Annotated in this window: 12 protein-coding genes; 8 read left to right on the plus strand and 4 right to left on the minus strand. The window is 73.4% G+C overall.

From position 1 onward, the window contains the following. Nucleotides 1-21 precede the first annotated feature (21 nt). Entirely contained in the window at nucleotides 22-438 is a 417-nt protein-coding gene (locus NITAL_RS06275) for a VOC family protein (protein WP_052665259.1), read from the plus strand. Between the two features lie 272 nt (nucleotides 439-710). Here NITAL_RS06275 and NITAL_RS06280 read toward each other — a convergent pair whose 3' ends face one another. After that, nucleotides 711-1,520 (minus strand): alpha/beta fold hydrolase, encoded by an 810-nt coding sequence (locus NITAL_RS06280; protein WP_052665260.1) that lies wholly within the window; start codon nucleotides 1,518-1,520, stop codon nucleotides 711-713. A gap of 453 nt (nucleotides 1,521-1,973) precedes the next feature. On the opposite strand from NITAL_RS06280, the gene NITAL_RS06285 reads away from it, so the two are divergent. Then, nucleotides 1,974-3,902, plus strand: coding sequence for a glycerophosphodiester phosphodiesterase family protein (locus NITAL_RS06285; protein ID WP_052665261.1), 1,929 nt, complete (start codon nucleotides 1,974-1,976; stop codon nucleotides 3,900-3,902). 15 nt (nucleotides 3,903-3,917) lie between these two features. Next, nucleotides 3,918-5,357 (plus strand): phytoene desaturase family protein, encoded by a 1,440-nt coding sequence (locus NITAL_RS06290; RefSeq protein WP_211262240.1) that lies wholly within the window; start codon nucleotides 3,918-3,920, stop codon nucleotides 5,355-5,357. Nucleotides 5,358-5,362: 5 nt separating this feature from the next. Here NITAL_RS06290 and NITAL_RS06295 read toward each other — a convergent pair whose 3' ends face one another. Next, nucleotides 5,363-6,307: a hypothetical protein gene (locus NITAL_RS06295; RefSeq protein WP_157041659.1), complete on the minus strand. Its 945-nt coding sequence runs from the start codon at nucleotides 6,305-6,307 to the stop codon at nucleotides 5,363-5,365. 231 nt (nucleotides 6,308-6,538) lie between these two features. Here NITAL_RS06295 and NITAL_RS06300 point away from each other — a divergent pair, with 231 nt between their 5' ends. From NITAL_RS06300 to NITAL_RS27060, 3 genes are all read left to right on the plus strand, one after another. Continuing rightward, nucleotides 6,539-6,817, plus strand: a complete 279-nt coding sequence (locus NITAL_RS06300) for a hypothetical protein (protein ID WP_052665263.1) — start codon at nucleotides 6,539-6,541, stop codon at nucleotides 6,815-6,817. 78 nt (nucleotides 6,818-6,895) lie between these two features. Then, nucleotides 6,896-7,684 carry a 2-deoxy-5-keto-D-gluconate 6-phosphate aldolase domain-containing protein gene (locus NITAL_RS06305; RefSeq protein ID WP_052665264.1) on the plus strand — a complete coding sequence of 263 codons (789 nt, stop codon included), beginning with the start codon at nucleotides 6,896-6,898 and terminating at the stop codon, nucleotides 7,682-7,684. A 125-nt stretch (nucleotides 7,685-7,809) separates the two neighbouring features. Beyond that, nucleotides 7,810-8,013 (plus strand): dodecin family protein, encoded by a 204-nt coding sequence (locus NITAL_RS27060; protein WP_052665265.1) that lies wholly within the window; start codon nucleotides 7,810-7,812, stop codon nucleotides 8,011-8,013. A gap of 8 nt (nucleotides 8,014-8,021) precedes the next feature. On the opposite strand, the gene NITAL_RS06315 is transcribed toward NITAL_RS27060, so the two are convergent. Continuing rightward, nucleotides 8,022-9,014 (minus strand): MerR family transcriptional regulator, encoded by a 993-nt coding sequence (locus NITAL_RS06315; protein WP_052665266.1) that lies wholly within the window; start codon nucleotides 9,012-9,014, stop codon nucleotides 8,022-8,024. Nucleotides 9,015-9,138: 124 nt separating this feature from the next. Between NITAL_RS06315 and NITAL_RS06320 the strand changes: the two genes are divergently transcribed. Then, a complete protein-coding gene (locus tag NITAL_RS06320) occupies nucleotides 9,139-10,647 on the plus strand; it encodes an aldehyde dehydrogenase family protein (RefSeq protein WP_052669491.1) in 1,509 nt (502 codons plus the stop codon). Nucleotides 10,648-10,665: 18 nt separating this feature from the next. Here NITAL_RS06320 and NITAL_RS06325 read toward each other — a convergent pair whose 3' ends face one another. Next, the gene (locus NITAL_RS06325; protein WP_052665267.1) at nucleotides 10,666-11,508 is read right to left on the minus strand and encodes an EamA family transporter; all 843 of its coding nucleotides are present in this window, start codon (nucleotides 11,506-11,508) and stop codon (nucleotides 10,666-10,668) included. Between the two features lie 154 nt (nucleotides 11,509-11,662). Here NITAL_RS06325 and NITAL_RS06330 point away from each other — a divergent pair, with 154 nt between their 5' ends. Then, entirely contained in the window at nucleotides 11,663-12,295 is a 633-nt protein-coding gene (locus NITAL_RS06330) for a helix-turn-helix domain-containing protein (RefSeq protein ID WP_052665268.1), read from the plus strand. Nucleotides 12,296-12,300: the final 5 nt, after the last annotated feature.

The raw sequence follows: 12,300 nt of genomic DNA on the forward strand, positions 1-12,300 counted from the left end.
CAGCGACAGAGCGGCGGGAGGATGGCGGTCGGGCCGTTGCGGGCCGTTGTCATCGACGTCAACGACCTCGATGAGGGCGAACGGTTCTGGGCCGCCGTCTCGGGCAAACCGCTGCTGTTCAGTGGCTTCCAGGGTCGGTTCTCCCGACTCGGACGACCTGAGGACGGGTCCATCCTGCTCCAGTTGGTGCCCGAGGTGAAGGCCGCTGCGAAGAACCGGGTCCACCTCGACTTCACCGTCGTTGATGTCGAGGCGGCGCTTCGCGACGTGGAAGCCTTGGGGGGACGGCTCGAGAAGCCTCCCGCTCTGTACCCATCGGATGATCATCCGGTGCTCGAGTGGGCCGTCGCCGTGGATCCGTTCGGCAACGAGTTCTGCCTCATCCGCGACGTTGGGCCGGCTGAGCCGGCTGACTTCGATCGGCGACCGAGGTCGTAGAGTTCGCCTCAGCGTGCGCTGGGGGGATCCCTCCTGCTTCGTTCGCTGGAGTTCCCGTCATGCCACGCATCGACGAGAGCGTTCTGGAGGGATCAGAGCTCGATCGGAAGCGGAGATGGCCTCGCGGGCTCCGCAGCGGACACGGCTCGGGGCGCCGATGGGTGCGCCGCGTAGCGCCGCTGCGAGCAGCCGCGGGTGTCGGAGTGCCGCTGACATCCCGGACCCGTGGGTGCCCCGCGGCAGCCGTGACGTCGGTGCCGGAGGATCCCCTCTTACGTGGTGGACCCGTTGTCCTCCACGTGACGGAGGAAGGCGCGGATCTCGTCGTTGCACCGCTCGGCGGCTTGCATGTCGACCATGTGGCCGGCCCCTGGGATGACCACCAGCCGAGAGTGCGCGATCGCGGCATGGATGGGCTCCCACACCGCCTTCGGAGACCGCACATCCAGCTCGCCGTACAGCAGCAGCGTCGGCACATCGACCTTGGACAGCGTGTCGGTGAGATCGGCGGCGGCAAGAGCCTGGATCGCGGTCCTGGTCGCCGCCGGATGGACGTCGGCGATCATCGTGGTGAGCTCGTCGGCCAGCCCAGCATCCGAGTCCTCGGGAAGCAGGGTGCCGATGAGCGCCGGTGCCCACTGCGCCGGCGGCGACGCGGTGTTGACACGCGTCCGATGGACCCGGCGCTGGACCTCCTCGCCGGAGAGCGAGCCGCCCCATCCCGCGTACGCCGACATGAGGATCAGGGATCGGACGACGACGGGGTGCTGGCGGAACAGCTCGAGCGCCAGGCCGCCGCCGAACGAGAGCCCGGCCACGTGGGCCGGGGCGAGCTCGAGGGTCTCGATGAACGCGGCAAGCCAGTGCGCCCAGTCCTCGAGCCGTGAAGTCTCGGGCGGGTCGGACGATCTGCCTGCTCCTGGCGCGTCCCAGGCCACGACCCGGAACTCGTCGGCCAACCCTTCGAGCTGCCGCGAGAACTCGCGGCTGTCGAGCGGCCATCCGTGCAGCAGAACGAGCGGCGGCCCCGTACCGCTCTCCCGGTACGCGATCCGGTGGCTGCCAACGGTGAGCTGATTCATGGCGACACCGGCACCGTAGCCAGACCTCGCCCCTACTCGCCCGGTCCCACATGTGCCGACCGAAGCCCTTGGCCGAGTGCCTCAGCATCAAGGACGGAGCAGCCACCGCGCGACCCGGCCTCGGTCGGATCGGCCGAACCCGAAGGCGCCGCGGATACGGCGCGCACCACCGAGCCATCCGAGGACGAGATCATCCGCCGGCTCGTGAACGAGAGCTACCTGCCGGCCGAGGCCTACGACGCCGGCCGAGACAGCTCGGCTGCAGAACGATGGCCTCGTTCCTCGCCGCTGCGAGACCTCGAAGGGGGAGCCGAGGTGAAGGCAGGGGCCATCCTGTTGGCGGCCACGTCCTTGCCCCTCGGGGCGTGCGGGGCGGGACCGATGCGTAGACACCGCCCGGCGTCCGCCACCCCGGTCGGCTTGCGTCGGTAGGTTCCACGCGAGGAGGGTGGCGTGCAGGTGTCGGGGGTGGCGCGGACGCGGCGACGGCTCGTGGTCGCCGGTGTCCTGCTCGCGGCGATCGTCGGCGCGGCGTGGTCCCAGGTGCCGCCTCCGGCTGAGGTCGCCGGCGACGACGTCCTCGTGATCGCGCACTCGGGGGCCCAGGCGTACGCGCCGACCAACACGATGCCAGCCTTCGATCTCGCGCTCGAGCAGGGCGCCGACGTCCTCGAGATGGATCTGCAGCTGACCGCCGACGGCGAGGTGGTGATCCTCCACGACGGGACGGTGGACCGCACCACCGACGGCACCGGGTCGGTCGGCGATCTGACCCTCGAGGAGGTCAAGGAACTCGACGCCGGCGCGACCTTCGAGGCTCCCGATGGGACGCGACCCTTCGCCGGTCAGGGCGTGACCATCCCGACCCTCGCCGAGGTGCTCGACGCCTACCCGGACGTTCCGCTGAACATCGAGCTGAAGACCGACACCGGCGACCGTGTCGTGCAGCCTGCCATCGACCTGGTCGCCGCGTCCGGCCGTGCCGACACCATCACCATCTCCTCGTTCGACACCGACTACCTCCTGCCGGTACGGGAGCAGCTGCCCGAGGTCCGCACCAACATGCCCGAGGGCGAGACCACCGGCTTCTACGTCCGCCAGCTGGTCGGTCTCCACCCGTGGTGGTCGCCGCCGGCCGAGGTGTTCCAGGTCCCCGAGCACCACGACGGTCGGCGGGTGGTCACCCCCCGGTTCGTGCGGGCCGCCGAGCGTGTGGGTGCGACCGTCGAGGTCTGGACCGTCAACGATCCCGAACAGATGCACCGGCTGCTCGACGCCGGCGTCCACGGGATCATGACCGACGTGCCCGACGTGCTGGTCGACGTGCTCGAGGAACGTGAGGCGGCCCGGGGGACCGTCCGTGGTCCCGACCCGTCGCGGTACGCGGCCCAGCTGGACCGTGCGGCACGGTTACAGCACGACCTCGGGTGGCTCACCCCGCTGATGGCCGTCGTGACCTTCCTCGGCGACGAGGAGTTCTACCTGCTCGCCTTCCCGATCCTGTTCTGGGCGATCAGCCGCCGCTGGGGTATCCGGCTCGGGGTGATGCTGCTGGTCACGGCGGGGCTCAACGGGGTCCTCAAGCTCCTGTTCGCCACCCCACGGCCCGGCTTCCTCGCGCCGGAGCTCGCGCAGGTCGACGAGCACAGCTTCGGCATCCCGTCGGGGCACGCCCAGAACGCGGCGGCGGTCTGGGGCCTCTTCGCCGTGGGTGCGCGACGCCGAGCCGTGCGGATCGGCCTCGTCCTGCTCATCCTCGCGATCGGCTGGAGCCGGGTCCACCTCGGCGCCCACCTGCTCGAGGACCTGCTCGTCGGCTGGCTCGTGGGCGCGGTGCTGGTGGTCTGGTTCGTGGTGCTCGAGCCTCGGGTCGTCCGGTGGTGGCGTCGCGTCACCGACACCGAGCGGGTGCTGGCGGGCGTGGTCGCATCGCTGGCGATGATCGCGCCGGCGACCCTCCTCGCGGGTCGGCTGGCCGGGGTCAGCTTCGGGTGGGTCGGCCTTCCGGACGCCACCTCCGTCGCTGGCGCCAGTGCCGCGGTCACCCCCGCGGGGACGCTGGCGGGCCTGGTCGTGGGCCTGGTGCTGCTGGCTCGCGGTGGCGGGTTCGAGGTCGGCGGCCCCACGGGACAACGGGTGCTACGCGTGCTGGTCGGCGGCATCGTGGTCGTCGTGCTGTGGCAGGGCCTCGGCGCGCTGCTGCCCGGCGGCGAGGACCCGGTCGCCCTGGTGCTGCGCTACCTGCGCTACGCGGCGGTGGGGGCGTGGGTCGGGGGTCTCGGGCCGCTGCTGTTCGTCCGGCTCGGCCTGGCCTCCCCCGGCCGCCGAGGTGCGTCGACGGACGGCATGGGGCAGGCTGCCGCGGCCGCACCCCGTCCCTAGACCCCCGGAGCGTCCGTGGCCGTGTCGCCTGCCCGCACCGATGCCGTCGTCGTCGGTGCCGGACCCAACGGGTTGGCGGCGGCACTGACCCTCGCCCGCGAGGGGTTCCGGGTCACCGTGCTGGAGGCCGAGGACACGATCGGCGGTGGTGCCCGCTCCCGCGACGACCTCACCCTGCCGGGGCTGCTGCACGACGTGTGCAGCGCCATCCACCCCTTCGGGGCAGCGTCGGCGGTGTTCGGGTCCATGCCCCTGGAACGGCACGGCCTGCGCTGGGCCCACCCGGAGATCGCCGTCGCGCATCCCCTGGACGACGGCCAGGTCGCGCTCAAGTACCGCGACCTCGACCGGACCGTCGCCGAGCTCGGCGAGGACGGGCCGGTGTGGGACCGGCTGCTGCGCCCGGTGGTGCGCACCTACGACGCGGTCGCCAGCGATCTGCTCGGACCGGTCATCCGGGTCCCCCGCCACCCCATCGCCACCGGGCGGGCGGGCGCGCTGTCGCTGCTGCCGGCCACGGCCACGGCGAGCCTCTTCCCCGGCCAGGCGGGAAAGGCCCTCTTCGGCGGGGTCGCGGCGCACGCCGTCCAGCCGTTGCACCGGCCGCTGACGACCTCGGTCGGTCTGCTGATGGCCGCGGCCGGGCACCGCTACGGGTGGCCGGCCGTCGTCGGTGGCTCGCGTGCGCTGGTCGAGTCGATGGCGAGCTACCTGCGCGAGCTCGGGGGGCAGATCCACACCGGCGTCCGGGTGACCTCGCTCCGGGACCTGCCACCGACCCGCGTCGCGTTGCTCGACGTGGGGCCGCGTGCACTGGCCGAGATCGCTGGCGACGCGCTGCCGGAGCCGATCCGGCGCAGGAACGCCCGGTGGCGCTACGGGCCCGGTGCGTTCAAGGTCGACTACGCCGTCCGGGGCGGGGTGCCGTGGGCCGCGGAGGCGGCCCGGCGCAGCGGGACGGTGCACGTGATCGGCAGCTTCGCGGAGCTGGTCGAGGCCGAACAGCTCGTCCACGACGGGGTCATGCCCGAGCGGCCCTTCGTGCTGGCCGCGCAGCAGCACCTGATGGACCCCGATCGGGCGGTCGGCGACGTGGTGCCGTTCTGGGCGTACGCCCACGTCCCCAACGCCTACGCGGGCGACGACGCCCTCGTCCGGTTGGAAGCGCAGCTCGAGCGGTTCGCGCCCGGCTTCGGTGATCGCGTCGTGGCCCGTCACGTGACCACCCCCGCGGATCTCGAGGCCTACAACCCCAACAACGTCGGCGGTGACATCGCCGGTGGGGTGACCGACCCGCTCCAGCTCATCGCCCGACCCCGGCTGGCGGTGGACCCGTACCGGACCGGGGTGCCGGGCCTGTTCCTGTGCTCGTCGTCCACACCCCCCGGCGGCGGGGTCCACGGCCTCTGCGGCCACCACGCCGCCCGGTCGGCACTGCGCACGCTCACCGCCTGACCGCTTCAGCGGGGGGCGAGCCCGTCGAGCAGCTCGATGGCCTCCTGCAGGGTGCTGACGGGGACCCGGCGCATCCCCGGCGTCGCGATGCCGTCGAGCTCGCCGCGCTGGGCGGCCGGGTAGATCAGCAGCTCGACACCGTCCTGGTGGGCGGCCTTCGCCTTGAGTTCCAGGCCGCCGATCCTGGTGACCGCACCGGTGAGCGGATCCAGCGCGCCGGTGCCGGCGAACGTCCACCCCGGCGCGAGGTCCCGCTGCGTGGCGTGGGCGTAGCCCGCCAACGCCACCATCAGGGTGTGTGATGCACCGACGGGCAGGTCGCGGACCTGCTCGCGCAGCGCTGCCACGTGACCGAACGGCACGCCACCGGTGGTGAACGCATCGAGGCGGGTACTCCACCGCAGCTGGACCCGGTGGAGGGTGTCCGAGGGCGCCCCCTCGTAGCGTTGCCCATCGCGGGTGGAGAACCATGGCCCCTCCTCGGGGCGCAGATCCCGGGCCTTCACCAGGTCGTCACGGGTGCGGATGGGGCGGCCGTTGAACCGGTCGACCTCCACGGGCTCTCCGTCCGGGGTGTGGCCGACGATGCTCAGACGGATCGGTGAATCCAGACCCGCTGCCTGCATGCCGAGCGCGACCGCCACCGGTTCGTTGACCCGCGGCCGCAGCCAGTCGGGCGGGTCGAGGCTCAGCAGGTCCGCCGGCCCCCCCTTGGGGTCGCGGACCAGCTGGTCACCGATGGCCTGCAGCAGCGGGTAGTACCCGAGGACGGTGAGGTAGCGCATCTCGGGGGTGTCGACGGTGTACCCGTCGACGCTGAGGACCAGCTCCCGGCTGGCGCCGTGGCGCAGGCCCCCCTGCAGCCACGGGACCGGCAGCATCGAGACCACGATGACGATCAGGAGCCACCGCGTGGCCCGCATCCGTCGTCGTTCTCGTCGCTGCTGCATGTGATCCCCTGGCTAGGACCGGGGTAGGGGGAGCTCGGTCCAGCGGCCACCATCGTTCGTACAGGGTTAGGGTCGGCCACTCGGCCGCTCACTGCAGCGGACGGTGGCCAGGTGGGCGCACAGCGGGCACCGGGAACGCCGGGGGTGCCCCTGCCGCGCGGCCATCGGCGGTACCTTCGTCCCGCGCGGGAAGGGACCGCGCACCGCCCGCGTCCGTGAGGAGGCCTCGTCGTGTCCGAGCCCGAAGCCGCGGCGCCCGACGCGGCGCTCCCGCGCGACCCCTTCGCGCCGATCGACGCCTCCCCGCGGGGCCGGACCGTCCTGGTCGTCCTGGCTGTCCTCTGCGCCGTGGCCGCCGCCATCGCCGGAGTCGCTCCACTGGCTGGGCCGCTCGGGATGATCCTCGGCTTGGTCGCGCACGTGAAGGGCAGTCGGTTCGGCATGCCCGCGACGGTCCTGGCCGCGATCGGCACCGTCCTCGGGTTCACGGTGACCTTCCTGCTGCGGTGACGGCCCGCCGGCCACCGATCGTCCCGGACGCCGCCACTACCTTCCGCCGCCCGCCCCACGCGCCGCGCAGGAGACCCCGTGCCCCTCGGCTACGACCGCAGGCTCGCCCTGCTCGCGCTCGAGCCCGGCGCAGGTGCTGACACCGCGTCGGTGCTGCTCGACGCGCTCGCGCACGCCCGCGACGTGGCCGCCGTCGGCGCCGACGCGGTCGCCGTCCTCCTCGACCCGGTGCTCGCCGCCGAGCTGGCGCCGGTGGCCATGACCCGGGGACTCAGCGTGGTCCTCGAGGTCGACGACCGCGACCAGGAACGCTTCGTCCTCGCCGATGGCGACGGGTTCGCCGGTCCGATCGAGGACCTCGACCCCACGTTGACCGCGGCGCGGGTGCGCTGGCACCCGGACGATGCGCCGGAGGTCAAGAAGGCGCAGGCGCTCGGCCTGACCAGGCTCGCCGCGTGGCTGCACGAGACCGACCGCTCGCTGCTGCTCGAGCTCGTGGCCCCGCGGGACCGGACCCAGGACGCGTTGCGCGAGATCCGCGAGCTCGGGATCGACGCCGACGTGTGGTCGGTGCCGCCGCCCGTCGACGCGGCGGACGCCGCCCGACTCGGCGCGCTGCTCCGCGACGAGGGCCGAGACCGTGTCAGCGCGCTCGTGCGGATCGGGTCCGTGGACCACGCCGAGGACGTTCTGCGTGCCACGGCCGCCGTCGACGCCTACCGTGGTGTCGTGTTCGGCCCGGACCTGTGGTCCGACGAGCTCGGCGCAGCGGCCGTCGACGACGGGTCACGCGAAGCAGCGGCCCGTAGAATCGGCGACCGGTTCGCCCACATCATCGACCTCTCCACGGCCGCACCGTCGGCCTGACCGGGTCGGAGGTCCGTGGCGTCGGGAGCCGCCACGGACCTCCGCCCGGCACCTCTCCGCGACGCCCCACCACCCCCGTCCCCCACCGGCGCCCCTGCCGGTACCGCTCCCTCCGGAGGCAGACCGTGGCTGTCATCAAGACGATCGATCTCGTTGGTGTCTCGACCGAGTCGTGGCGCGACGCGGCACACAAGGCGCTCGACGAGGCGACCAAGACGCTCCGCAACGTCGAGGGCTTCACCGTCCTGGACACCTCGGCGATCGTCGAGGGCACGGAGATCACCGAGTACCACACCCACGTGCGCATCAAGTTCCGCATCTCGCGCTGAGGCGACGGTCACCCGAGGGCGGCGCGGCGAGCTGCGACGGCCCGCTCGAGCGTGGCGGCCACGGTGCGGATGTCGCCCTCGTGGAGCACCGCGTGGCGGAGCCGTGCGGTGTCGGCCGGCACGAACCCCGCGCCACCGACGACGAGCGCGGCCCGGTCGAAGGTGGGGCGGTCGGCGAGGAACGCCTCGGCCTGGTCGCGGAAGATGGCCCCGATGACGATCACGTCCGGGTCGAGCTCGGCGGCGGCCCGTTCGATGGCGGCGGTCGGCGTCCGGGCACCCAGGTAGTGGACGCGCCACCCGGCGTCCGCGGCGACCACCGCCGAGGCGAGCAGCCCGAGGTCGTGCTCCTCGCCCTCGGGAGCGGCCGCGAGGCAGATGCGTGCCGTCGATGGGGTGGCGACACGCAGCAGCCGCTGGAGGCGGGGGCGCAGCACGTTGGTGGCGAAGTGCTCCCGCGCGATCACCCGAGGGTCGTCCTGCCACCCGTTCCCGACCTCACGGAGCACGGGCAGGATGACCTCGTCCAGCCCGCGTGGGACGTCCAGCCGCGCGAACACGTCGTCGACCACCCCGTCGGCGGACGGCGCGTCGAACCCGTCGATGGCACCCTCGAGCTGCGCGACCATCTCAGCGGCGGCATCGCCCCCGCCGCTGGTCGGTACGGGCCGCAGCCGGGTGACCGGGACCACGTCGCGGAGCACCTCGCGGGCGGCGGCGGACGCCGACCAGCCCGCGTCGAGCAGCCGCTGGACGGCGTCCACACGGGCCACGTCTGCATCGCTGTAGAGGCGGTGGCCACCATCGGTGCGGGCGGGTGCCAGCAGGCCGTACCGACGTTCCCACGCGCGCAGCGTCGGGACGGCGACGCCGGTGCGGCGCGCCACCTCCCCGATGCGCAACACGGCACGCTCGTCGGTCACGCGGGTCACGTCCTCGCGGGTCTCGGGTCGGTCGGGCCGGTCTCGGGTCTGCCCTGCCTGGTTCGCGTCCGTGGTCACCCGCGGACGGGCAGCGGACGGATCGTGGCACGAGGGTGCACCGGGCGCCGAGCGCAGCCAAGCACGGGGGACGCGCCACGGGGGCGGTTCGCGGCGGCCCCACCCGCTGGCCTACCGTCCGGGGATGGACGATCTCGCGCCCCTCACCTCACTCACCGCCGGCCAGCCGCTGCTCGTCGGCGGTGACCGCGTCACCACCGTGCCGCCCGACCTCGCGGCTGCGTTCGCGCCGGGAGACGCGCTCGTGGTGCTGCAGGACCGCGGCGACCTGCTGCACCTGCCGGCCGCCGAACGGGCTGCGGCTCGTGCTGCCGTCGATGCCGCGGTCGCGGCCGCGGACGCGATGGGCGCCGTCGACGACGACGCCATCGACGCCTTCTACGGGGCGTTCGCCGACCGGTTGGAGGCCGACGCCACGTTCGCGCCGATCGCGGCGGCCAACGCCGCCGACGTGCAGTCGGCGCGCGAACGCGGCCGCTCGACGACCCGGCTGGTGCTGTCGGACGCGATGCGGGCCGACATGGTGGCCGGGCTACGGGCCTGGCGCGGTGCGCCCGGTGGTCGCGGGACGGTCGTCCGGACCGTGGCCCACGACGGGTGGACCGTCGAGCAGGTCACCGACCGGCTCGGGGTGGTGGCGTTCGTCTTCGAGGGACGTCCCAACGTGTTCGCGGACGCGTGCGGGGTCCTGCGGACCGGCAACACGGTGGTGTTCCGCATCGGGTCGGATGCCCTCGGGACCGCGCGAGCCATCGTCGAGCACGCCCTCGATCCCGCCCTGGCCGCGGCCGGCCTCCCCCCGGGCGCCGCGTCGCTGGTGGACTCGAAGGCGCACGCGGCCGGGTGGGCGCTGTTCGCCGATCCGCGCCTGGCGCTGGCCGTGGCGCGCGGCTCGGGGCGGGCCGTCGAACAGCTCGGCAGCGTCGCCCGTCAGGCCGGCAACCAGGTCTCGCTGCACGGCACCGGGGGGGCGTGGCTGGTGGCCTCCGAGCACGCCGACGCCGATCGGTTGGCTGCCACGGTGCACGCCAGCCTCGACCGCAAGGTGTGCAACACCCTGAACACCTGCTGCATCGTGCGCTCCCGAGCCGAGGAGCTCGTGCCGGTCTTCCTCGCCGCCCTCGACCGCGCGGCGGCGGACCGTGGGGTCAACGCCAAGCTGCACGTGATGGAGGCGTCCCGCTCGTACGTGCCCGAGCGGCGGTTCACCGAGTTCGTGCCCATCTCGCGCGCCGAGGGGATCGTCGAGGAGCCGGCGGCCGAGACGGTGCTCGCCTCGCAGCTCGGTCTCGAGTGGGAGTGGGAGGACAGCCCGGAGGTGACCTTGGCCATCGTCGACGACGTGGACGAGGCAGTCGCGCTGTGCAACCGGTGGTCGCCGCGGTTCGTGGCCTCGCTGATCAGCGAGGACCGGGCCCAGCACGAGCGCTTCTTCGCCGCGGTCGACGCGCCGTTCGTCGGGGACGGTTTCACCCGTTGGGTGGACGGTCAGTACGCCTTCGACACGCCTGAGCTCGGCCTGTCGAACTGGGAGCACGGCCGCCTGCTCGGTCGTGGCGGGGTGCTGTCGGGCGATGCGATCGTGACGCTGCGCACCCGGGTGACCCAGCACGATCCGCACCTGCGCCGCTGACGCAGACGGCGCCTCGGGTCATCCGAGGGCGATGAGGCCGACGGCGCCGAGGCAGGTGGCGACCGCCGCCCACTGCAGTCGGTCGAGCCGTTCGCGCAGCACGCGGTGCGCGAGGCCGGCCACCACCACCGGGTACAGCGAGCTGATGAGGGCCGCGATCGACAACAGGCCCGAACGGGTCGCGGCGAGGAACAGCCCGTTGGCGACCATGTCGAACACGCCGGCCATCAGCGCGAGCTGGAGGAACCGGCGGTCACCCCAGCTGGCGTTGGTCCGGCGCACCAGCAGCGCCGCGCCGAGCAGCACCATGGACGCCGAGCGGGCGCCGACCAGGGACCAGAGGCCCGAGTCGGCCGGGCTGGCGTCGATGGCGACGAAGAACACCCCGAACCCGAACCCGCCGAGGAGGGCGAGCAGCGGCCCCCGCCCGAGCCCACCGCCGGTCGCGGCTGCCGTGAGGTCCCGGCCGGTGGCGAGCACCACGGCGGCGAGGCCGAGCCCGATGCCGATCGTCGCGGCGGTGGTCGGTCGTTCCCCGGCGTGCAGGCCGATGACGACGGGCAGCGCGGCACCGGTGACCGCCGCCAGCGGTGAGGCCAGCCCCATCGGACCGATGGCGAGGCCGCGGAGGTAGAGGACGAGCCCGCTGGCGCCGGCGATGCCGGCGACCGCGCCGGTGAGCAGTGCCTCACGCGACAGGACGCCGGGCAGGAGCACGAGCGCCGGCAGCAGGACCAGGAAGCCGGCCGCCTGGGCCAGCCACGAGACGGCGAGGGCCGGGGCACGGCGTGACGCGAGACCACCGGCGAAGTCGCTGGCACCGAAGGTCAACGCGGACGCGAGGGCGAGGAGGGCGGTCACGGGCGAGGCTCCGGAGGGGCGCGTGGCGGGGAGGGACGCGAGTGCGGTGTGCTGTACCATCGGGTCCGGTTCGCTGTACGCTACGGGCTGACGACGCGAAGTGCAATCTGATGCACGTTCTCGTCCGTTCTGTTGCACTGGCGAGGGGAGTCAGGTGGAGGGGCACGAGGAGCTCGGTGGCGCCATCGCGGCCAACCTGCGGCGCTTGCGGGGCGAACGCGGGTTGACGCTCGAGGCCGTCGCCGAGCGGGCGGACGTCAGCCGCGGGACGGTGATCCAGGTCGAGCAGGCGCGCGCGAACCCCAGCATCTCGACCCTGTGCCGGCTCGCCGACGCCCTCGGGGTCGGGGTCGCGAGCCTCATCGCGCCGCTGCCCGGCCCGCGCATCACCGTCCAGCGTGCCGGCGAGGCCGCGGCCCTCTGGACCTCGACGGCGGGCAGCGAGGCGCGGTTCCTGCTCGGCACCGACCCGCCGCAGATCGTCGAGCTGTGGGACTGGACGCTGGCGGCCGGCGACGCGTTCGACGGTGAGGCGCACACCCCCGACACGATCGAGATGCTGCTGGTGCTCGAGGGGGAGCTGCGCGTGCACCTCGGCGACGAGGAACGCCACCTCGCCACCGGCGACAGCATCCTGTTCGAGGCCGAGGTCGCGCACCGGTACGTCAACCCCGGCGACGTGGCGAACCGGTTCGTCATGTCCGTGCTGCAACCGATGGGCACGGCTGCCCTCGGCCGGCCCGACACCATCGCGCCGGCGGCGTCGGACCCCGCCGAGACGGCCTAGCCGCC

The organism is Nitriliruptor alkaliphilus DSM 45188, assembly GCF_000969705.1.
Lineage (GTDB): Bacteria > Actinomycetota > Nitriliruptoria > Nitriliruptorales > Nitriliruptoraceae > Nitriliruptor > Nitriliruptor alkaliphilus.